General features: G+C 59.9%; 19 protein-coding genes and 1 pseudogene. 11 read left to right on the top strand and 9 right to left on the bottom strand.

The features are described from left to right. Nucleotides 1-248: 248 nt before the first annotated feature. Both Q2M23_RS29635 and Q2M23_RS29630 read left to right on the top strand, forming a co-directional pair. On the top strand, nt 249-767 hold the full coding sequence (locus Q2M23_RS29635; protein WP_316397942.1) for a glycosyltransferase: 519 nt from the start codon (nt 249-251) through the stop codon (nt 765-767). Nucleotides 768-931: 164 nt separating this feature from the next. Beyond that, nucleotides 932-1,444: a PRC-barrel domain-containing protein gene (locus Q2M23_RS29630; RefSeq protein WP_253603894.1), complete on the top strand. Its 513-nt coding sequence runs from the start codon at nt 932-934 to the stop codon at nt 1,442-1,444. A gap of 273 nt (nt 1,445-1,717) precedes the next feature. Here the strand turns inward: Q2M23_RS29630 and Q2M23_RS29625 are convergent, their stop codons facing one another. Beyond that, entirely contained in the window at nt 1,718-1,945 is a 228-nt protein-coding gene (locus Q2M23_RS29625; protein ID WP_057019402.1) for a hypothetical protein, read from the bottom strand. A gap of 225 nt (nt 1,946-2,170) precedes the next feature. On the opposite strand from Q2M23_RS29625, the gene Q2M23_RS29620 reads away from it, so the two are divergent. The 3 genes from Q2M23_RS29620 (at nt 2,171) to Q2M23_RS29610 (ending at nt 4,438) form a co-directional block, all read left to right on the top strand. Continuing rightward, nucleotides 2,171-3,286 (top strand): DUF1236 domain-containing protein, encoded by a 1,116-nt coding sequence (locus tag Q2M23_RS29620; protein ID WP_316397941.1) that lies wholly within the window; start codon nt 2,171-2,173, stop codon nt 3,284-3,286. Between the two features lie 25 nt (nt 3,287-3,311). Further along, the gene (locus tag Q2M23_RS29615; protein WP_316397940.1) at nt 3,312-3,623 is read left to right on the top strand and encodes a hypothetical protein; all 312 of its coding nucleotides are present in this window, start codon (nt 3,312-3,314) and stop codon (nt 3,621-3,623) included. A 587-nt stretch (nt 3,624-4,210) separates the two neighbouring features. Then, nucleotides 4,211-4,438: a hypothetical protein gene (locus tag Q2M23_RS29610; protein ID WP_225648806.1), complete on the top strand. Its 228-nt coding sequence runs from the start codon at nt 4,211-4,213 to the stop codon at nt 4,436-4,438. A 92-nt stretch (nt 4,439-4,530) separates the two neighbouring features. On the opposite strand, the gene Q2M23_RS29605 is transcribed toward Q2M23_RS29610, so the two are convergent. Then, a complete protein-coding gene (locus Q2M23_RS29605; protein WP_316397939.1) occupies nt 4,531-4,896 on the bottom strand; it encodes a response regulator in 366 nt (121 codons plus the stop codon). Between the two features lie 694 nt (nt 4,897-5,590). Between Q2M23_RS29605 and Q2M23_RS29600 the strand changes: the two genes are divergently transcribed. Beyond that, nucleotides 5,591-6,973, top strand: coding sequence for a carbohydrate porin (locus Q2M23_RS29600; RefSeq protein WP_316397938.1), 1,383 nt, complete (start codon nt 5,591-5,593; stop codon nt 6,971-6,973). 564 nt (nt 6,974-7,537) lie between these two features. Beyond that, a complete protein-coding gene (locus Q2M23_RS29595; protein ID WP_316397937.1) occupies nt 7,538-8,323 on the top strand; it encodes a cyclic nucleotide-binding domain-containing protein in 786 nt (261 codons plus the stop codon). A gap of 518 nt (nt 8,324-8,841) precedes the next feature. Here the strand turns inward: Q2M23_RS29595 and Q2M23_RS29590 are convergent. Next, nucleotides 8,842-9,507: a nucleotidyl transferase AbiEii/AbiGii toxin family protein gene (locus Q2M23_RS29590; RefSeq protein ID WP_316397936.1), complete on the bottom strand. Its 666-nt coding sequence runs from the start codon at nt 9,505-9,507 to the stop codon at nt 8,842-8,844. Beyond that, nucleotides 9,491-10,264 carry a helix-turn-helix domain-containing protein gene (locus tag Q2M23_RS29585; RefSeq protein WP_316397935.1) on the bottom strand — a complete coding sequence of 258 codons (774 nt, stop codon included), beginning with the start codon at nt 10,262-10,264 and terminating at the stop codon, nt 9,491-9,493. The genes Q2M23_RS29590 and Q2M23_RS29585 overlap by 17 nt, the downstream gene beginning before the upstream one ends. Nucleotides 10,265-10,983: 719 nt before the next feature. On the opposite strand from Q2M23_RS29585, the gene Q2M23_RS29580 reads away from it, so the two are divergent. Both Q2M23_RS29580 and Q2M23_RS29575 read left to right on the top strand, forming a co-directional pair. Next, complete coding sequence (locus Q2M23_RS29580; RefSeq protein ID WP_316397975.1) at nt 10,984-11,568, top strand: ImmA/IrrE family metallo-endopeptidase; 585 nt, start codon at nt 10,984-10,986, stop codon at nt 11,566-11,568. 490 nt (nt 11,569-12,058) lie between these two features. Then, nucleotides 12,059-13,150, top strand: coding sequence for a nucleotidyltransferase domain-containing protein (locus Q2M23_RS29575; RefSeq protein WP_316397934.1), 1,092 nt, complete (start codon nt 12,059-12,061; stop codon nt 13,148-13,150). A gap of 146 nt (nt 13,151-13,296) precedes the next feature. Here Q2M23_RS29575 and Q2M23_RS29570 read toward each other — a convergent pair whose 3' ends face one another. Next, on the bottom strand, nt 13,297-13,518 hold the full coding sequence (locus tag Q2M23_RS29570) for a hypothetical protein (protein ID WP_316397933.1): 222 nt from the start codon (nt 13,516-13,518) through the stop codon (nt 13,297-13,299). Between the two features lie 446 nt (nt 13,519-13,964). On the opposite strand from Q2M23_RS29570, the gene Q2M23_RS29565 reads away from it, so the two are divergent. Together Q2M23_RS29565 and Q2M23_RS29560 are read left to right on the top strand one after the other, a co-directional pair. Beyond that, nucleotides 13,965-14,531: a hypothetical protein gene (locus Q2M23_RS29565; RefSeq protein WP_316397932.1), complete on the top strand. Its 567-nt coding sequence runs from the start codon at nt 13,965-13,967 to the stop codon at nt 14,529-14,531. Between the two features lie 26 nt (nt 14,532-14,557). Further along, nucleotides 14,558-14,899, top strand: coding sequence for a hypothetical protein (locus Q2M23_RS29560; RefSeq protein WP_316397931.1), 342 nt, complete (start codon nt 14,558-14,560; stop codon nt 14,897-14,899). A 538-nt stretch (nt 14,900-15,437) separates the two neighbouring features. Here the strand turns inward: Q2M23_RS29560 and Q2M23_RS29555 are convergent. The 4 genes and pseudogenes from Q2M23_RS29555 to Q2M23_RS29540 all read right to left on the bottom strand — a co-directional run bounded on the left by Q2M23_RS29555 (nt 15,438) and on the right by Q2M23_RS29540 (nt 19,753). Continuing rightward, a pseudogene (locus Q2M23_RS29555) lies at nt 15,438-16,919 on the bottom strand (TAXI family TRAP transporter solute-binding subunit). 1,138 nt (nt 16,920-18,057) lie between these two features. Beyond that, nucleotides 18,058-18,306, bottom strand: a complete 249-nt coding sequence (locus Q2M23_RS29550; RefSeq protein ID WP_316397930.1) for a hypothetical protein — start codon at nt 18,304-18,306, stop codon at nt 18,058-18,060. 43 nt (nt 18,307-18,349) lie between these two features. Then, nucleotides 18,350-18,550: a hypothetical protein gene (locus tag Q2M23_RS29545; RefSeq protein WP_316397929.1), complete on the bottom strand. Its 201-nt coding sequence runs from the start codon at nt 18,548-18,550 to the stop codon at nt 18,350-18,352. 984 nt (nt 18,551-19,534) lie between these two features. Continuing rightward, a complete protein-coding gene (locus Q2M23_RS29540) occupies nt 19,535-19,753 on the bottom strand; it encodes a hypothetical protein (protein WP_069276352.1) in 219 nt (72 codons plus the stop codon). Nucleotides 19,754-20,357: the final 604 nt, after the last annotated feature.

Genomic DNA, 20,357 nt, shown 5'->3' with positions numbered 1-20,357 from the left:
ACTATGGATTAGGCGCTGACCGAAACCATCACAGCGATGCCAAACCAAAAGCGCCGCCCTGCGGTCTTGTCGTCAAAATGGCTCATATAAAAATCAGATGATAAGCTAGGTCAACAACTGCATCCTCGTTCCATATTGCGTTCCTTGGCCGCCAAAATACCTCGTTGAACGAAATCAGGAAGCAGCCATTCTTTGGGCCGCCGCCTTGCTGTTTCCGATCAAGTGGCCAGAGGCGTTCGGGTTCGTCCTTGATCGAAGCGATGACGTGCGGAACGCCTGTGATTGCCTACCGAGCGGGCTCGGTGCCCGAAGTGGTGGGCGGCATCACCGGCTTTATCGTGGATAACGAGGGGCAGGCGATCAGGGCGGTGAACGAATGGACTGGTTCAACAGAACAGTGCTCCGCGCCCGGTGCGAGGAGCGCTTCGCTGCGAGCCGGATGGCGAAGGGGTAAGAACGCCGATATCGCGAGCTGCTCGATCGGGACGCCGCGAAGGGTTGGAGAAAGGGGCAGCCACATCTCGCCGGGCGGTCCGAACGGCTTCGTTGAGTTGCCGGACTCGCATGAAAACCATTCTTTCCGCCGCGGCGACTTTGTTCTTCTCGCGACAGCCGCACTTAAGGCGAAGTGCTTCTTCTCCCAGCCGAAGGTCCAGCTGGCCCGGCGACTGCGCGAAGCAACCGAAAGACTGTTCGAAGCCGGTGGTCCGCACTTCCACCGGCTTGCCTCTGCTGCGAGGGCGAGGCAATTGCCGTCCGGCTCGTGAGCACGGAAAGTCGACAGTGGGCCTCAGTCCCCATCCTATGAAGTATGGAGCGAATCTTTTGCGGACGGCCCGTCCGACTGAAGGAGCGATCAGGAACAAGTGGCAATCGCGGGCGTTGGGGCCGGGCATCTGAAAGGTGCGGCTCACGTTGGAGGAGATAATCGATGAAAAGCTTTCTTGCCGTCGCTCTGCTCGGCACTGCCGTAATCGGCGGCGCTGCATTCGCGCAGTCCACTCAGCCGGCCGATCGCGGCGCGCCGGCGGCCACTGCCCAGCCGGCCGATGCGAAGATGGCGCTCAAGGGCAATTGGCGCGCCTCGAAGCTGATGGGCCTGAAGGTCTACAACGAGGCCAACGAGAAGCTCGGAGACATCAACGAACTGCTCGTCGACAAGAGCGGCAAGATCAACGCGGTGGTGATCGGCGTCGGCGGCTTCCTTGGGATGGGCGAGCACGATATCGCCGTCTCGATGGACAAGCTGAAGTTCGTCGAGGAGCCGGTCCGGACCAGCTCGAGCAGCACCTCGACCACCTCGACCGACACCACCACCGGGGCGGCTTCGACTAACACGACGAACCGCAATGCGAACGATTGGGTCCCGGACCACGCCGTCATGAGCGGCAACAAGGAGCAGTTGAAGGCACTCCCGCAGTTCAAATACTCGGACTACAACTAGGACGACGAGAGTTCACGGAAAAAGGGCCCCCATGCTGGGGCCCTTTTTTCTGCCCGGCGGCCAGCGCCCAGTGGGTCCAGAAAAGGCTCGCCTGGGTTGCGGGCGAGCCTTTCATGCGAACGACCGTTCGCTCAGTGTATGTGAACTATCCAACAGCCGCCGCCGCCAACAACGAGCGCGACGGGAATGGCCCATAAGATCAGTACGGGCGTCTTCTCCTCCAGTGGCTGTCAGAACGTTTTCGCGAGGCCGGCTCGGCCCCGCGATAGCCGTTTACTGTTCGGTGCAGACCTTGGTGGTCTTCACGGCGGTCTCGGCTTCCGTCTTGGTCTTGTAGACGCCGTCGCCCACGACCGTCGTCGTGGTCGTCGTCGGCTTGGTGTCGACGACGGTGCATTTCTTGGTCGTCGCGTCGCGAACGATGTAGAACTCGGCGGCGCTGGCGGCCTGGGCGCCGAGGGCGAAGGCAGCGAGAGCGCCGCATACGATCAGCTTCTTCATGGTGTCTCCTCCAATGCCTTCTAAGTAGTCACTTCCAACGAGGAGGCGCGCGCGAAGTTCCGTTTCTCCCGGTAGCCGGAAGGCACGCCGCCGCGTCACTGGACCAATTTCTCGCGGCTCGAAGAACGTCTGGCTGCGCCCGTCCAGCTAATTTGCCGAAACTTCTCCAGCAGGAACCCGGCCCGTCGTCCGGTGTTGTTCGGCGACCAATTAGGAGGATTTCAGATGAACAAGCGTTTATTGTTGGCTACGACCGCCGCAGTCGCGCTCGCGACTTCGGCTCTCGCACAATCTTCTCCGAGCACGTCGAGCTCCAATCCGCCAGCTGCGCAGCGTCAGCAGGATTCCACATCGGCACCGCCGTCGTCTTCGACGTCGATACCGACGTCCAACTCCGCTTCGGGATCGGCGCAAACCAATCCTTCGACGAATTCGGCCCAGACGCAGCCTTTGTCATCGACCGGCCAGAGCGCTGCGGGCCAAACCTCCAACTCCGGGACGGGCACCAACACCACGCAAGCGCCCGCGTCGAACAACTCTACCAACCAGGCGCAGACCAGCCAGCCCTCCAACCAGACCAATCCGCCTTCGAACCAGGCACAGACCAACCCGCCTGCGAACAATCAGACGCAGAGCGCGAACCCACCGGCTTCGGGCACCAATCAGGCTCAGTCTCCGACGGGTAGCAATCCGACCACCACGGCCCAGCAGCCGAGCAGCCAGCAGAACACGGCCAATCGCTCGTCGAGCACGAACGTGAATGCGTCCGTGAACATCAACGATCAGCAGCGGACCCGGATCAGCACGTCGATTTCACACCTCAACGTGCAGCCGCTCAACAACGTGAACTTCTCACTGTCGGTCGGCACGGTCGTGCCGCGCGATGTACGGCTGCAGCCGCTGCCCGCGGAGGTCGTCGAGATCGTGCCCCAGTATCGGGGCTACGACTTCGTGCTGGTGAAGGACGAGATCGTGATCGTGGAGCCCTCCAGCTATAAGATCGTCGCGGTGCTGCCGTACTCGGGTCGCTCCACGGCCGCGGCGCCGGCGCGCACCGAGCAGCGCAAGACGACGTTCACCGATAGGGACCGCGAGGTGATCCGCAAGCACGCCAAGGCACGGCCGGTCGAGCGCGAGCGCGAGCGTCGCACCACCGGCAGCACGGTTCGTACCGAAATCCGCACCGGAGAGCGCGTGCCGGAAGACGTGGAGATCGAAGCGTTCCCCGAAGAGGTCTATCGGGATGCTCCGACTCTTCGCGAGTACCGGTACATCAACCGGGACAGCCGGACCTACATCGTCGAGCCCCATGAGCGCCGCATCATCGAAGAGATCGACTGACCTGGCTAGGGAAGGAGAACACCCCATGAAAACCATCACACTAGGAGCTCTCGTTGGTGCCCTGATGGCGTCGTCGGCGACTGCCGCCCCTCTGGCGCCTGCGGCCATCGCGTCGACGGAGGTCGCGGGCATCGAGCAGGTGCGACTGGTCTGCAATGAGTATGGCCGCTGCTACCGGACCCGCGGCCCCCGCTATGTCCAACGCTACTACGACGAAGACGACGGCTATGCGGTCCGCCGGAGCTACGGCTACTATAGCGGGCCGGGCGATCGCGGCTACGGCTACTACGGCGGCGGCCCAAGCATCGGTTTTAGCTTCGGCACAAGGAGCTGGTGATCTAGCAAGAGGGCCGCTCCCAGAGCGGCCCTTTCCACGGGATTGCGTTCCCGCGGGGACAAGATGTCTGCTGTTGCGAAGCTCCTGGGATAGAAGGACAGTCGCTGGCGCGGCTCGAACGCGACCCCGGCTCGAATGGGCGCGCCGAAATCCAGGCGCTCCTCGCCTAGATCGACCTGCGCTGAGTTGCTCGCTACCTCTCGGCACCCATGGTGGCGCCGCTGCACGCGATGATGAATAACCCTCTAGGGGAAGAGATCGAGGGCTGGATCTTCGCCTCGCGGCTCTTATTTGGCGGATGGAGGCCCAGTTCGGGGCGCTTGAGGCTGTGAGGCGGCGCCAGTTCGGGGTTCGCCCCTTGGGGCGGGCAAACCCGGTGCTCGCGCCAGCGTTCCCCCTGCGCGCAGCGACGTTTTTATCGACCAGCTCCGAAAAGGGGGGCCGTCCGTGGCCGCCACGGCTGTCTTCCGCCCGGCGCTGGCAGGCAGCCCGGACGCAGGCGGGGCCAGTCCGCGAAAGCTCAAATTGGCTGCCAAGATGCATGCTCGCTCAGCACGGTGCTATGCTGCGCCCTGCAGGGAACAATAATGGCCATCTACCGAATACTTCAAAACTCGCCGCTGGGGCCGGAAGAGATCACCCGGCTTTCAAGAGCCTACGAACAGGCCCTGCGCACGATCGGCGTACAGGATCGCAACGACCCGCTGACCGAACTGATCGCCAAGAAGATCATCGAGATCGGTCAGACCGGCCTCAAGGACCCCGCCGAGATCTGCGGTCGGGCCGTCGAGCAATTAGGCCTGCCGAAGGGATGATCGAGGGAAAAGGCGTGGTGATCAAAGCGACGGATCAGATCGCGGTCCAGGCTACGGCGATCGCGGCCAAGGCTCGGCGGTGAGGAGAGCGGCTAACCCGGCCGCGCCCCCTTTTCTGCGCCGAACTCCCTGATCATCCGAACAATCTCGTCCGGATGGAAGGGCTTATGCACGATGCGGCTGCCGGGGACGGGACGGGGTGTGGCAGGCGAGAAGCCCGTTGCGTAGATGACCGGCAGTTCCGGATCGTGCTCTCGGCAGCGTTCCGCGATCTGCCATCCATCGAGCTGTCCGGGCAGCCGGACATCGGTGACCAGCACGTCCGCAACGTGGCGCTTGCACCACGCCAGTGCCTCCTCCCCGGTGCTCACGTGGATCACGTGGTAACCTGCCTCGCGCAGCGCTTCGACGATCAATTCGCGGATCAGAGGGTCGTCCTCGATAAGAAGTACGCTCACTGGTAGCTCATATCCGATAGCTTTGTTACGCATGTCGAACGGCCAAAATGCGGAGCCGTTCCTGACGGATAGCCCCCGATTGGGCCTGTTCTGGCTTACCTCGCGGCGCCGTCGGGGGGCCGCTTTCGTGCGTGGCGAAGGTGGCGGCGCGGACGGCTGCGGTGCAGGGGCAGGCTGCTGGGGAAACGCGGCTGACGACTGATCGGCTCCGCCATGCGAGGCTCAGCAGCCATTGGCTGGAGGTTACATCCTTCGAATACTCACGTCGGCGGTGGACTTCTCTTCATTCGGCACGAGGCCGGTCGGCACGCTACAGCTTGGCCGCCGCCGGGGACGCATCCGTCGGTTTGGTGAAAGAGGGCAGCAAAGGCGGTGGCTGCTGCTGGTCACCGCCCGGCTGGAGATCCCGATTCCCGACGAGCCGTCATCCGAGGCGCCGGTGATCGGGCCTGGATCGAGCCGCTGAAGGAAACTACCCTGGTTCTTGTTTGGTTGAGGTTCTGATCGTTATGCCCTTCGGCCGCTGCAGCGTCCTGCTATCGTTTGAACCTACATGGTTTGGAACATCAACTGCGGATCGCATCCTGTGTGCTGTTTCGTACACAAGGCGTCCGCCGCGTCGACAAGCGCGTGCCGTCGTGCCGGTTGCCTCGCTGTTCGAAAGCTGCAACATAAGAACGGAGGTGCGTGGCGCATGCGCGGTTGGGCAAGTCTGATCCTCCTGTTGCTGATCTGCGGGAGCGCTGCGGCTCAGGAGGACAAGAAGACCGACGATCTCAAGCCGAACGATCCCGACACGGGAGAGAGCACCGTCCAGGAGACGACGCTCGGCGTGTTGCCCAATCCGTTCGAAAAGCAGGGCGTCAAGTTCGCCGTCACCTACATCGGAGAGGTGCTCGGAAATCCATCCGGCGGCGCGAAGCCCGGCGCCGTCTACGAAGACCGCTTCAATTTCGCCGCCGACCTCGATTTCGAGAAACTCGTCGGCCTTCAGGGACTAACCTTTCATGCCAACGTGTTCCGCATCGACGGCGGAGGTCTGTCGCGCGGATCGCTCCTCAATTATCTCGATGTTAGCGGCATCGAAGCGCTGCCGACGACCCGTCTGTACGAGATGTGGTTCGAGAAGAAGTGGAACGACGATAAGATCGCCTTGCGAGCGGGCCAGCTCGCAGCCGACTCGGAGTTTGCCACCTCCAAATATACCGACGTCTTCACGAACGCGTCGCTCGGCTGGCCGGCGATATTCGCGCTGAACATGCCCAGTGGGGGTCCATCGCCGCCTCTCGCCGCTCTAGGCGCTCGCTTCCGCGCCGACGTGACCGACAACCTGACGCTCGTCGGAGCAGTCTTCGACGGCAACGCGGCGGGCCCTGGGCCCGACGACCCGCAGCTTCGCAATCGCTACGGCGTCAATTTCCGGATCAACGATCCGCCACTAACGCTGTACGAAGCCCAATTTCAGTGGAACGCCAAGAAAGGCGATCCTGGCCTGGCCGGCAAGCTGAAACTAGGCGGTTGGCGGCACTTCGGGAACTTCAACGACCAGAGGTTCGACACGTCCGGGCTATCTCTCGCTGATCCCAGCACTACGGGAATCCCCGCAACTTTCGCCGGCGACTATGGGCTTTATGCCGTCTTCGAGCAGAAGCTCTTCCGCGTAGGACACGATTACGAGCGTGGCATCGGCGTCTTCGCGCGAGCATCCTATAGTCCGCCCGCCCAGAACCTGATCGACTACTATGCGGATGGTGGCGTTGAGTTCATCGGTCTCGACGAGGCGCGTCCCCACGACAAGCTGGGGATCTCGGCAGCCTACGCACATGTCTCGCCTCGGGCGCAGGCTCTCGATCGCGACTTTCAGGCGGTCTACGGACCCGCCTGGCCCGTTCGGACTTCGGAGACGCTTTTAACGGCAGTCTATCAGTACGAAATCCATGCCGGAGTCACGCTCCAGCCGAACTTTCAGTTCGTGCGCCGCCCCGGCGGCGGCGCAACGGATCCGCTCAGCAACATGAAAGGTCTCCGACTCAAGGACGCATCGGTCTTCGGTCTGCGGACCGTGGTGAAGTTCTGAAGGCGTTAGGGCCCGGTTCTGCCGCGGACGTCCACAAGGTTTGTTGTGCCAACCGAGGATTCAAAAAGAGCGTTCGTCAGTGGCCGGTCGTTCCCGATTAGGAGGCGATGGGCGGAAGACGGTATCGAACCATCGAGGAGGGCTCCGCCTAAGAAACCCAAAAAGCTTGAAGACATTTCCCATGATACGTTGAAGGACATCTGTTTCGCAGAGAACAAGATCATCAAGACACTGCCGAAGATGGTGAAGGCCGTGCAATCGGCCGTCGTTAACCCGAGGAACGCCACGCGGTTTGTTCACCAGCATGGCAATCCATTCATAATGGCAAGTTCGGAGGGCATGATTCGAGCCCCAGTTTGGAAGCTTGAATCACAGGGTCTGGCCAACGCAACGCTTCCCCGCAGGCCCCGGTGCGACGCTTCCGGGAAAGAGGCGGACATCAGGCAGCCGACAATCACCGCTGAAACCGTCGAAAATGACCGTCTCGGAAGTCGGCGACCAAGTTTTGCTGTGCTGCGATAAAGCCACTTCCGGTAAGCTGGCTTCACTGACTACAAAGGAGATATGTCCATGCTGGACCGCATTCTTGATGCAGCAACCGACAATTTCAGGTTCGCGAAGATTCTGGTCCAAATGGGTCTCGATCCAAACAACGTGACCTGGGACGCCATCTTCAACCGCCTGCTGGAAATCTTTCTGCACAACATCACGCTTGCCAATATGTTCGCCCTGGTCGGCGCGATCTTCTTTGTCGCTACATTGCTGACGCACACGATGGTGCCGCTGCGGGTCGCGAACATGATCGGTTGCGCATTCTTCGCCATCTTCGGTGCGCTCACCGGAGCCGTCACGACATTTCTTCTTTATCTCCTGATGATTCCCATCAATGCCTATCGTCTCCGTCAAATGGTCGCTCTCGTGAAGAAGGCGCGCACCGCAACAAAGGGGGACATGTCGATGGAGTGGCTCAAGCCGTTCATGACCGACCGCAAGTATCGCAAGGGCGATATCTTGATGAAGAAGGGTGACCCAGCCAATGAAATGCTACTGACTGTGACCGGCAAATTCCGGGTCATCGAAATCAACGTTGAGCTTCCAGCGGGGCGTTTGATGGGCGAGCTTGGCTTCCTTACGCCCGACAACCGCCGGACTGCGACGATCGAATGTATCGAGGATGGCCGCGTCCTGACTATCAGCTATGAAAAGCTGCTCGAGATCTACTTCCAAAACCCGCAGTTCGGCTATTACTTCCTCGTCTTGACCAGCCAGCGCCTGCTGGAAAATCTCGCGCGTGCCGAAGCCATCATCGCGCAGAACCAGATCGCGCCGCATGCGCCTTTCGCGAACTGATAGCAGTTCGGGGCGATGGATTTCGGCCGTCGGGTACTTCGCCGCCGTCTGCGCGGCCACGACCTAAGTTCGAAGCGGTCATCCGTACTCGGTGCGAACCCTGCGGCTCGGAAAACGATGTAGTCTTTCAGAGCCGGATCGGACTGGAAGAGTCCGGGCATTTTCATGCCGAAGCTGGTCAAGGGATAAAGGACGAATCCGGGCGTCTCCGCTTCGGCGGTTGCCAGGTCGGTCAGCACACGGGCCACGAATTCATCCGGTAGGGAAGCGCCGACGCATATCTCTTTCAATCACAGCGCCCGCGCCGTAGCAGCGCGGATGTTCAAAATGTGGTGCTCGATTGCCTGCCGGTCGCCTTCGCTTAGTTTGGTCTCATCAAGCACAAGATCTTCGACGGAATCCGGCGGTTCTAGTTGATTATGTTTTGCTGCGAGAAAGTCCTCGGATTGTTTGATCGATTTACCTTGAGGTACCGAAATAGTCGCAAGAATCCCCGCCCAGGGCGAACGATTTGATGCTTAGCCGGCTTCTGGAATCCGTGCCACGAGTGCGCGAACGGTGTCGAGGCACGTCTCCTGCTCATGCTCCCATCCAGGTTGGATGTCGAGCTCTGCAAGATCGGCCTTGAGGTAGTCGACACGGATGCCATTGACACGCTGAAGAAGGTCTTTCTTCTTCGAAGTAACTGCGCCTAGGTTTGCGGTGAGGGTGTCGCCGTAATTTTTCTTGGTGACCGCGATATCGAAGATGTCGCGTGGCCTAAGCATCGTTGAACGATAGTACATCTTCTTGAGCGCGATCTCCGCCGGCGGCTCGATCATGATCGTTGGCTTCCATCCCGTTCGAATTGACGTCAGGTCGATTTCCTTTTCAATCGGATCAAGGTCCGTGAGAGTCCCGCTGACGATGAAGTCGATCTCTCCTTCGGAATATCTGAGTTTGAGATAGTGCGCGGTGTTGTCCCAGCCGATGCAATTCCATACGTCTGTGGTATCTGGCGACAACAAGGCAAGGTATTGCGGGTCATCGATGAACGCATCGATGTCACGGCTCAGCCGATGATTGGCGTAGATCATCAGGGCCGTGCCGCCGCCCAGAACCCAATCGGGGACTGGCTGTCCCTGCCGCTTGAGGTCCGACAGCCCGTCGAGCGTTCGACCAAGGAGTCTACACCAGCCGCTCAAGTGCACTCTCCAATGCTGGGCTGCTTTCGCCGGTTGTTGACTTCATCGATTCATAGGAAGCCGCCAAATCTTGAATGGGAATGGCGTGCCGTTCCGCAAATTCCAGAACAAGCTCGGGACGCACTTCCGTGAAGAACGTTACGATATGTGCAATCCAATTTCGCCAATCCCTCGAGGTGATGCGAGCCACAAGATCGGTCGCGCTCATCGTTCGGCGATATGGAGCGTTTGTGGTGCCGAGCACGAGTTGATCGATATCGCTTGATTTGGAGGTGCGAGCGGAGAAGGGGCTGCTCTTCTCCGTTGTTGTCGCAGGATCTGTCGCTTCGTCTGTGTCGACATCAAGCGCATCCGTCAAGCCGCGCCGCTGATCCTCGAGGCGCTTCAGCATCATGACGTCGTTGACGAGAACACGTCGGTGCCTCCCAACCAACCGGAACGGAAGTTTGCCGGAATCCATCCGTTGGTAAACCAGTGGCCGTGAGATGCCGAGAATTTCGGCCGCCTTCTCGGGTGAGATTTCAGGGTCTGACCTGAGGAGGAGAACCTCACCCGTTTCAGCCAGTACCGTGAGAATGCTTTTCATGGCAAGGAGCAGGGACGGCGGCATTTCTGCTGCGACTATCTCCCCGTCAGCCTGGGTGACAAAAAGACCAGCGTGCTTGAGCATTGCGGCACTGCTCAGGAAATTGGCTCCCTTCCGCGCCTCATCACGTTCGTTACTTTCAATCTTGAGACGGGTCAGAGCTTCGGCCATGTAACCTCCATCTGTAATAAATGAAATATATGTAATATCTGTTAGCCATCCTAACAAGCTGTAAATTCGGGCGTCGCATGCAGGTGGTAGGCGACCGCCAGAACTCGCATAAATTGCATTTTTCGTTTAGGGGCGCGGCCCTCCAATTTTATCGCGATTGTCGCCAGAGACCGGCGTCCAGGTAGGCGGCTTGAATGTTTTCAAGATCGTCGGCAAGCCCGCGCGGAGACGTGCGCCGCCATCAACAGGACCGCGCAAGGACTCTTAAAGGCGTTCAAGGAAATGCCGGCGCCCGATGCCGGATTGTTCGCTGCGACCTGGAATTATGAGATCCGCTGTAGGACGCTGGCCACCTGGGCCGAGGAACCGGGCTATGACGAGGCCGTCGAACTATTGGAAGCGGCTCTCGCCGAAAAAAGAACTCTGCAGGCATCGTCAACGTCGAAGCCGAGCCCGACCTCGCGGCTTGACAGATCGCGAATGTCCCGCAAGCCGCTGGCACATCGTAATCCACCGCGCCTAGCAAACCTGCAAGGTGTTGGAGTCCGGCCCGGCCAGGCACTTTTGGCTCGCCGGAATGCCGGCCGATCTCAATGGCCGACACCTCGCGATCCGCGGCCGGCAGCACGGCGCGCACAGCGGCGACGGCGGAGGATCTGTCTTTGCCTTGGCCGTAGCCCGATTCCTCTGGCGGCGGCTGAACAGGATCCAGTCCCGCCCTGGCGGCCGATGTTGCCGAGGCAAGGCGAGAGGACGCCGGAATTGTCGTTGCGCATTCCGACTTTGGCGGATCGTCGATCAGTGGAGTCACCTTCTCGGTGGCTGGCATGCCGCCTCTCGTCGTTCTGAATTCAACTCAACCCGCCGATCGGATGCGCTTCACCTTGGGGCATGAGCTCGGCCATATAGTGATGCACAAGTTTCCGACGCCGGATATGGAAAATGAGGCTGACCAGTTCACGTCGAATTTTCTCTTGCCCACTGAGGACGTGAAGCCCTATTTCGCTGGTCGTAAGGTCGACTTACCTCTCTTGGCTGCCTTGAAGCCGGAGTGGCGCGTCTCTATGGCGTCATTGGTATTTGCTGCCAAGCGGGCGGGCGCTATCAACGAAGGCCAGGCGCAGTATCTTTGGAAGCAGTTCAGCATACATAAGATCAGGCTTAGAGAGCCTCCGGAATTGGACTTCGCGCCGGAGGTGCCAGCAAGTTGGCCGGCACGCAAGAAGTCGCGGGACGGCGTTTCGACGTCGAGATCGTATTGTCCTGAAGGACGGCCGTTGGCCGATGGGCCAAGAGGAGCATGATCGCGATTGCCGCCGCGCGGTGAGCAATTTGATCGGTGCCCATCATGCAATGCGGATGAGGCATGCGCCGGTGCCGCCGAGCAGCGTCTGCATGCCGATTGGGCCGAGAGGGCACCCCGGCATTTCGTGCCGCCGACCGTTGACCGCCCCTCCGATAGGGGCGGCACAGGGTAATGCCAGCGGCGGCAGCGATTTCGTGAAGGTGCCTTCAGGCTCGGTGATTGTGCAGGTCGTCGATGACCACGAAGAAGCATGCGTCATGTTCGACCGCAGCCTCCTACGTGTTCATCGGAACTGGCTGGCCACCATAACGACATCGGGTTGCATTCAGTTTTGGCTTGTCATCCGCCTAGCTTGAAGAAGGTGCCAGCCCAACCTCTTCGAGGACCAGCCTCGTCGGCGCTCTTGGCGAAAGACCAAAAGTTCCGCGTTTCAACAGTTTGATCTTATTTTTGATGGAACTGTTGAAGCTATTGATAATACATGATAAATGAAGTTTCAACAGTGGCGGCGTAAATCGCATCTAGGTGTTGAAACCATGGATTTTCAAGAACTTAACAATGATCAACGGCGCGAGGTAGTCAACAGCCAGCAGCGCTTTCAAGCGCTCCGGCACGCCAAAACAACGTTGGATGCGCAGCGAGGCTCGGTAACCTGGGTGGAATCCAAGGGACGCGAATATCTCGCCCGCAGCTATTACGACAAAGCTGGGCTTCGGAAGCAAAGCTCGCTCGGCGCGCGCTCCCCCGAAACTGAGAAAATGAAAGCCGACTTCGAAGCAAGACGCGCTGCGGCCGAGAACCGATGGAAGAACTTGCGGAATACGATGGACCGCCAAGCTGCCGTCAATCGTGCCCTCGGTCTGGGCCGTGTCCCTCTGATCGGAGCTCGGATCATGCGTGCACTCGACGGCTTTGGAATGCTGGGGGCCGGTATTCGGATTCTCGGAACAAACGCGATCTATGCTTATGAGGCCTCGTCGGGAGTGAGGATCGATCCAGGCCTCGCCACGACTGAAGACATCGACTTGCTGTTTGATGCACGCGGTAGGCTCACGTTCGTCGCTGATGACGACGTCTCGGATTCTTCACTCTTGAAGATACTTCAGCGTGTCGACACGAGTTTCGAGAGGACCAAGCAGACCTTCCGTGCCGTCAATCGCGACGGATATCTCGTCGACCTGATCAAGCCAATGCAGAACCCTCCTTGGAAAGAAGCTCGAGACACGGTCGGATCGGATCCCGAAGATCTTAATGCGGTCCAAATCGAAGGACTCGACTGGTTGCAAAATTCTCCGGCATTTGAGGCGATCGCTATCGACGAAAAAGGAGAGCCGGTACGCATCGTCGCTCCAGATCCGCGGGTTTGGGCTGCGCATAAGCTTTGGCTGTCTCGTCGAGCAGACAGGGAGCCACTTAAGCGCAAGCGCGATGAAGCGCAGGCAGAAGCCGTGGCCGCCCTGGTGACCAACTATCTGACCCACCTGCCGTTCGATGCGGAGCAACTGCGCATGTTGCCGAAGGACGTGGTGGACGAAGCGACGCCTCTGTTCGCGAAAAGCGGTACCGCGCCGCGCATGTAGGAACTGGACCGGAAGAGGAGCGCCCAGGCGAACCGAACACGTCCGTGGCCTTGGCCAGGATTTCGGCAAACTTCCAGGTCCGCCCGCGTTGCTCCCGGCTGAGCGGCTTATCCGGAGCGTCCTTCGTCGCTGAAAGGTGCGAAGGGTCATTCCGAAGGCTTTTCCAGCGCGTCCGATTGAATGAAGAGGAGGTGACTGACTAAGTGGGCCCACACGGAGCCGGGCAGGCCGTCCAGCAGCAGTTCGTAGGCGTCCAGGGTGCTTGTGATGCGGCGTGGCAGGATGCGCGGCCTGCCGAGCAAATCGATCACCTTCTGGAGATCATTGCCTGGCACCTTTGGAGCCGGTTTCTCGGCTGCAGCAGTCATGGTGGCCTCGCGACGTGCGTCGTAAAATTGGAGACGTCGCGGGAGAGAATTGCCTCCGATTCATATCGCCGAAAGAATCCGTTGCTTTCGAACTAAAGGCTCCTGCGACTTTCCAAGGATTCGTTGAGGAAGAATCGACGGATGTCCCGCCGGGATCGCCGTCGGCGGCCCCGGCTTAATCTTCTGGAAGCCTAAGCGAGAGCAGAAACGGCATAAAGCGAGGGGCGACGGATGCCGAGGTTGGCTGATGAAAGGTTTGCGGCGCTGGTCAGGCAGGTGATGCCTTCCAGGGTCGGAGAGTGGAGCGTGCAGGTCGTCGACGACACAAAGAAGCTTGTGTAATGCTCAACCGCAACATTTGCGCGTTCATCGGGACTGGCTAACCGCCGTCTACGACACTGGATTGCATTCTGTTCTGGAATATCATCCGTTGCGCTTGAAGAGGGGTGCCGTCCCAAATTCTTCGAGGACTGCCCTCGCTTACCGTTGTAGACGTTTGGCAGGCTTGTACGGTCAAAAAGGGCTACAAAGGCCGCCTATCCGAGAAAAAAGGCTTTCTGGCGCGAACCGCGAAGGGCGGCGGGTTGGCGTTCGCCAGCAATGCCGCCGCGGGGAGATGGACGCTCTTCGCGCAACCAGACGCGCGGTTTACGAACGGGCCCGTCAGGCGCGGGCTCGAGCTCAACGGGGACGAGGACTATCAAGATCTGCTGAGCAACCGCCTTGCTCTCACGAAATACGACGGCGCATTCCGCGTCCCGTTGCGGGACTGCGAATGGTGGCTGCCGAAGCAGACGACCGAAGCGTTCAAGCTTTACGGTGAAGACGTTGTCCCGCTTTTGGTGATCGAGCATGAGGCCTTTGTTCTGGTTCCCTCATTGAACGACCGTGATCTTGCGGATCTGGTCTACCAATTGGACCGCGACGTCTCGCGCGCGCAGACCGAGGCGGACGACCGGTCACTAGATCAAGCATTGGAGCGGCTGGCCGAGTTGGATGCCGCTCGAGAGTAGGCGCCGGAAATGCCAGCGACGCGACGATGATCATCATCGTCGGCATGTACGAATGGGACCCAGAGAAACCGCCTAGCAGGCGCCGATCATCGGCGCCGCATGATCAGCATGGTGCTGCTGCTCGTCGGCATGTCGATGATGATCGTCCCCGGCATCACTATCTCCAGCACTACCAGCAGCGGCACCAGCACGAGCGGCAATACCATCCTCGCATCGCGATCAACGCCGTCGGATCAGCCGACGGCCCGGCGGTCGCTGACCATAGTTGCGATCGCAGCGAAATCGCCTACCGCACTCACGGTGAAATCAGCGCAGCGTTAATGTTTGGGTTCGAGATTTTCTGCCGGTTTGAGATGATCTGGCAATGACTTACAAAATCGAGTCGTTCTCAGAGCCCGGAATCGAGTCGCTCTTATAGCCCAAGCGAGTTGTTCTTAAAGTGGACCAACACTTGCTCTTCGTCCTCTTCGTCGTCGTCAGGATCTCGGGGGGGCATCGTGTTGCCCACGATCGTGAAGACACCAGTCGATCCCGGTGGAAACTATCTCGGGGATTTGTAAGGTCATGTTGCTGCTCCTCGCCCCCGGGGCACTTTATCCCCTTTTTCGGAGGGGCAGTTACGGAATTAGCCGGCGCGGCCGAGGTCCGGTTTTATCTCCGTCAAGTGTCCCTGTGATAAGTGTTCGAGATCGTCGGATTCGGGCCCAAACTCCGACAGCAATCCCCCTCCGTCCGGCGAGCAGAACGACGGCCGAGCACAGCAGCCGCGGCGATTCCAGGAGCCGATAAGCGCCTTCCAGGCTGGCGTCTTGCTGCGGCCCGGCTTACAGGGGCTGCCATAGCTACCGAGGTGCGTCACGGACACAAGCTCAAGTACTGACCAGTGCCGGGCCCTTGGCCGGTCCTTTAAATTGACGACACCAGTACCGATCGCGCTGTCAGGTTTCGCCCGGCCGGATCATCCTTGCGGCGTGAGGCTGCGGTGTATCGCCCCGCCGCGAGCCGATTTCGGGCTGCGCCCTTTGCAGCTCCACTCACCGCTCCACGATGGCATGCCTCAACAATTCGAGCACAAGGCCAAAGGCCGCGAGTTCCTCCTCCTCGATCGCGCCGTCATCGTAACATTCGAGGGTTTCACTGATGATGGCATCGGCCTCTCCCTGCAAAGCCAGCAGTTGCTGATTTGACTCCGCGGCCCGCGCGCTAGAGGCCATCGCCAAGAGTCTATTGCGATGACCGGTATTTTCTTCCCTTTCGTCCCGATTCAAATAGCGACGCAACCAAGCTCCGGCCGAACCGATCCCGGAGAGAAGTAGGAGCGCGAACCAGAAGTAGTCGCCGTACCTGTCGAGGAAAGTGCGTTCGTTGCCGTCGATGACGGCCGCCGCTCCGCGATGTACCGGCAGCTCGGCGTCTTTCTCAGTGTCTGGCTTGGTGATGTGCACGGCACCAGGCACTTGCCTGGCAATCGCCTGACGGATGGCGAATAGCTGTCGGAAAAAGGCCGCCACGGTCGCTTCAGACAGCGTCTTTCGCGCCACGACTAGGTGGCTGACGCTGACCGTCTCAACCTTGTCGTCCGGCCAAGCCGGCTTCGCATTAAAGACGCTGGGTGGAATTTCCTCGGATTCATAACGAGGGTGCTTCAAAGCGATGGCTTCCGAAGCGTCGATCGGGAGAAACTTCGGCTCACCTCGCGCGCGGGCCGTTGCGGCGATGGCCTCGGACGTGATTTTACTGTCGAGCGGACCGACCGCCATGAACGCATCGATGGTCAGGTCGCGCGCCAGCTCATCGATGTGGTCCGTGCCAAAGTGCGAAAGCCCGACCTTGTCCACCTCAACGCCGGAGGCGCTCAAGATGACCCGCAGCAGCGTCGCGTTCGCTGGTGTCCTGCCGATCACGCCGACACGATGCCCTGCGAGGTCGGCAATCTCCTTGATCTTCGGTCCGTGTTTTCTCCTGGCGCTCTGGCCCGCAAGTCCGGAAGGCGACCACAGCACAACGAAGTTCTTGCGTACCGTGGCAACTGTCTGCGCGTCGGCCGGCATCTCCAGATCACCACGGCCGACCGCAAGGTCGACCTTGCCAGCACCAAGCAGAGCGATGGCTTCGACTGCCCCCTCTGTCGCGATCGGAGATAACCTGATAGTTCGGCTTTCGCTCGCGAAAGCATCGGCCAATCGCCTGAACTACCTTGTGATCGTTGCTTCCCGGCGGTCCAACTGCAATCCGGAGAACTTCCGGCTGCAACGCATAATACAGAGCGCCCGCTGCGGCCCCAAAAAACAGAAATCCAATGACTAAGACCAGCAATAAGGAATTGCTCCTTCTCCGCAATCGGCGGGCCGCCTCACTGGTTTTACTCGCATCGTTGGACGAGAACATTGCCGCTGCCAGTCGGGATCCAAAGCAATTCCTGCTTCCCAGATACTGCGTGTTTCCGAGAATAACGTCGTGGTGGATGCCTTGGTTCATGTTCATCCGGCGAACTGAATGGCTTTTTGCGGCGACTTGCCGGGCTGCGGAGCACTCCTGTGCGGCGGGAACGAGCGCAGTGGCCGGCGGCGGCCATTTCTGTCGATAGCCGTTTGGCTGTCGCGCGGATCTTGGAATAAAGTCTGGCGATCGGGAGAAAGTGACGCGACGCGCTTCACACGTGGGATTCTAGAAACTCGCGCTTACTCTGATGATTCGAAAAGTTCTTTAAACCGAGTTGGCCTTCGATCTTGCGGCAGCCCGCGGTCCCTGACGGCATAGGTGCCGTGCTTCCTCTTGCCCGCTCGGCCAAATGCCGGACGGTTGCGCCGAACATGTACTCCTGGGGGTTCGCGCGCCCAATGAGGAGCAGGAATCGAAGAGTGGGCAAATCGTCAATAAGGTTGAGATACGGAACAGAGCAGGTCTACCGCAAGTCGGGGGTGTAGACAGGAATGACTCGGATTGTTCCTAACTGTCATCCAATTCGAGGTAGCTTTGATGCAGGCTAACCGGGGACTTCATTCCGTCAAATAGGACGCGGAATGCTAGTTTGCTTGCTTTGCCGGCGCCCACCACGCGTCCCGTCTTTGAGGGGGCTTTCCTGATCCGGTCGGCCCCGAGCTGGCTAAGACGCACTTTATCGCCAACTCGAAAAGTCGCTGCGTCGGCTTGCAAAAGATCGATCCCCTCTGCTGAGACAGCCGCAGCTTACGTGATTCTCACGCTCGGACCGCTATTTAGGATCGTTACTCGTAAGTGGCGGATTTCCGTCGGTAGGCGCCGAGCGCTGATCGCTTCGTGGCCGTGAGTCGAGAAGATCCGGCAGCGGAGGCAGTTGCTGACGCGGTTTAGCACTCGGAGCGCTGACAGGATGATTCTGGGCCATCTCCGTCTGCCTACGATTCATCGCAAGCCCAATTAGCCCGGCGATCACCAGTAATGCACCCGCAGCGATGAGCCAGTGGGGTAGCTCCAACCATCCAATCGCGGTCTTGACTGCATCCATCTATTTTTTGCCTTTAGACCGCGCTCCAGCCTCGGGTAGTCATCCCTTAATAATGAGACGACCCAGAAACGCATTGCAAGCACGCTCGGCTTCAGCGAACGTGCTAAAAGGCGATCCGGCTACTTGAGCCGCGGGCATATTCACAAAGTCGGGGCGGTATGACGCAACAAAGCCGTGCAATCCGGCTCCACTTCGGCTCTCACTGCAGATAACGAATGAATAGTCATCGCTGCTTGCGATCCATATCTCCAGATCGCCGGTGTTGACGCGGCTGAAGTGCAGGGCCATTTCACCCTCCACCGGGTGGGCCAAACTTGGTCCTCTGTGACGCTCAATCTGCCTTGGTGCGGCCGGCGGCTTCGGCCTCCCGCGCCAGCCGTTCTGCCTTTAGGCGTTCTCGATTCTCGTGGAATGCCTTCTGCGCTTTAGCGTAATCGGTCAAAGCTTCCTTGGCTTCTGCCTGTCTGAATACCTCGCGGGCTTCTCTCTCTGCGCCTGTTGGTGTGCTCCTTCGCTCTCGAACGTTGACCATTGCGCTGAACTCCTTTCCAGGCTCAAAACAACGCGTGGCGCTAGCATTCGATCCTATTGGTCAACTCATCTGACCTTAGTCTGCACACCCAACTCCACCAGCCGGCGGCCTCGAGTGGCCGGGGGCGTCTGGCTGCTGGGGGCCCATGCGGTTACGGCGCCAATGAAGTCATCAGAGAGCCGCAAGGTGCGCGCGGGGGCGCGTCCCGTTGCGGGCGTACTGGACCAGCGGTGCGCCTCCATCCAGTGCGTCGGGGAGGAGACGGTAGACCACCCAAGGGCTCTCGCGGCAACCCGTCCTGCTACCGTTGCCCGCGTCGCCGTGTTCTCGCGTATATTAACGAAGTCGAGGACCCATGGCGCGGAAGGGCCAGACACCGACCTCGCCGGCCGGAAAGGCTCGCACTGCCACCTAAGGAGGCGATCGCCGTTGATCAGCTTGGCTACTCTCTAAGCGGCGGCGGCAAAAACGAAATGGCGGCGGCGCCCTGTCATTCCCAGTGCTGGGGCCCTGAAATTCCCAGTGTCATTTCCTTTAGCGGGTACGCGGAGAAACGGCAGTTGCCCACCTCACACAACTTTTAAAAGAGGAGCCGACGTCAGGGCCTACACGCCAGCTCCTCCGAAACGCGACCGTACTGCGTCCCCAACGGTCCCGTCCCTCAAAGGAGCGTGCGCCTAGCGGGTTGCTGATTTCCTAATGGTCATTCTCATCAGCAGACGTAGCGAACGCCTTGCCCAAATTTTTGTATCGTTTTCCGGCGGAGGGGGGCGGGCGTAGCTCCTAATGGCATTGCTCGGCCACGAACAAGAGGCAATATCCGCTCGTCGATGCCTGTGATCCACGACGCTGAGGCCGTCAGATGGCTCGTTGAAGTATTTGCGCGCAGCACGCGCGCGGCCAGGCCTGGTTGCACCGTCTCGAGCTCGATGGCGACCGGAATTGCGCAGCCCGTCGGCCCATGACCTTTCGCCACGCACAAGCTCACCAATCGAACCGTACCGCATACCGCTGTTTCAGCCTCTTGGTGGTCAGGCTGACGGCATACTGGATGCGATCGAGATCGGCGCCGTCGCGGGCTATTGCCGTTATCGCCCAATCGCTGCCAGCCGGTTCGACTTCGACGTGGCAGACGTACTCTGCGCCGGGGAAGCTGCGGATTTCGCGCAGCGCGATAAGCTCAAGATCCTTCGCGGCTACCATTGTAACGGGCACCGGAGCATTCCTCGCCTTTTCAGAAGTCAACCGGGATCGATCGGTGCTGTTCCTAAGCTGAAGCGCAAGCGCGAAGCGGGAGCTGTCCGATGACACCGAAGCAGCAGCACTCCACCCTTAAGGGTGCGATCAACCGTGGGATCGTAGTGCTCGACGCGCTCGGCGACTCCGAGCTCAAGTTTCAGAGCGTCGCAGGTCTGGAATTGGACGGCGGCCGATGCTGTCTTGGCCTAGGGCTACAACGAGACCCGCGTCCGGATCGTGCCGAAGGCTGGTGAAATCGCCCAGGCCCAGACCGTGGCCGATTGGCTAGCTTGGCTAGGACACCACCACGGCGGCGTTCAGCGGCTCGTGGCATGGGCGCACGATGACCTATCTGGCCATGGCTGAGCGGGAGCGATGCAGCGCGCGGACGGTCCACAACCGCATCGGCAAGTCGGTCGCGTGATCCTAGAGCATTTCGGCGGACCGGCGCGTTGTCCGCGGGGCGCTTGGGTGAAGGACGCCGATCGAGATTGTTGGCAAGGATCGATTTGACCGAGCCGTAGGTGCGCGCGCCGATGTCGATCGCCCGCATGGCGGCAGCATCGAG

It is taken from the genome of Bradyrhizobium sp. 33ap4 (genome assembly GCF_032654765.1).
Lineage (GTDB): Bacteria > Pseudomonadota > Alphaproteobacteria > Rhizobiales > Xanthobacteraceae > Bradyrhizobium > Bradyrhizobium australafricanum.
This window is presented reverse-complemented; position numbering and strand designations above follow the sequence as displayed.

What these genes read in the sequence shown, in the direction of transcription:
- Q2M23_RS29630 (WP_253603894.1), top strand. Translation starts at nt 932, where the DNA reads ATGAAAAGCTTTCTTGCCGTCGCTCTGCTCGGCACTGCCGTAATCGGC.
- Q2M23_RS29625 (WP_057019402.1), bottom strand. Translation starts at nt 1,945, where the DNA reads ATGAAGAAGCTGATCGTATGCGGCGCTCTCGCTGCCTTCGCCCTCGGC.
- Q2M23_RS29620 (WP_316397941.1), top strand. Translation starts at nt 2,171, where the DNA reads ATGAACAAGCGTTTATTGTTGGCTACGACCGCCGCAGTCGCGCTCGCG.
- Q2M23_RS29615 (WP_316397940.1), top strand. Translation starts at nt 3,312, where the DNA reads ATGAAAACCATCACACTAGGAGCTCTCGTTGGTGCCCTGATGGCGTCG.
- Q2M23_RS29610 (WP_225648806.1), top strand. Translation starts at nt 4,211, where the DNA reads ATGGCCATCTACCGAATACTTCAAAACTCGCCGCTGGGGCCGGAAGAG.
- Q2M23_RS29600 (WP_316397938.1), top strand. Translation starts at nt 5,591, where the DNA reads ATGCGCGGTTGGGCAAGTCTGATCCTCCTGTTGCTGATCTGCGGGAGC.
- Q2M23_RS29595 (WP_316397937.1), top strand. Translation starts at nt 7,538, where the DNA reads ATGTCCATGCTGGACCGCATTCTTGATGCAGCAACCGACAATTTCAGG.
- Q2M23_RS29585 (WP_316397935.1), bottom strand. Translation starts at nt 10,264, where the DNA reads ATGGCCGAAGCTCTGACCCGTCTCAAGATTGAAAGTAACGAACGTGAT.
- Q2M23_RS29575 (WP_316397934.1), top strand. Translation starts at nt 12,059, where the DNA reads ATGAAGTTTCAACAGTGGCGGCGTAAATCGCATCTAGGTGTTGAAACC.
- Q2M23_RS29570 (WP_316397933.1), bottom strand. Translation starts at nt 13,518, where the DNA reads ATGACTGCTGCAGCCGAGAAACCGGCTCCAAAGGTGCCAGGCAATGAT.
- Q2M23_RS29560 (WP_316397931.1), top strand. Translation starts at nt 14,558, where the DNA reads ATGATCATCATCGTCGGCATGTACGAATGGGACCCAGAGAAACCGCCT.
- Q2M23_RS29550 (WP_316397930.1), bottom strand. Translation starts at nt 18,306, where the DNA reads ATGGCCCTGCACTTCAGCCGCGTCAACACCGGCGATCTGGAGATATGG.
- Q2M23_RS29545 (WP_316397929.1), bottom strand. Translation starts at nt 18,550, where the DNA reads ATGGTCAACGTTCGAGAGCGAAGGAGCACACCAACAGGCGCAGAGAGA.
- Q2M23_RS29540 (WP_069276352.1), bottom strand. Translation starts at nt 19,753, where the DNA reads ATGGTAGCCGCGAAGGATCTTGAGCTTATCGCGCTGCGCGAAATCCGC.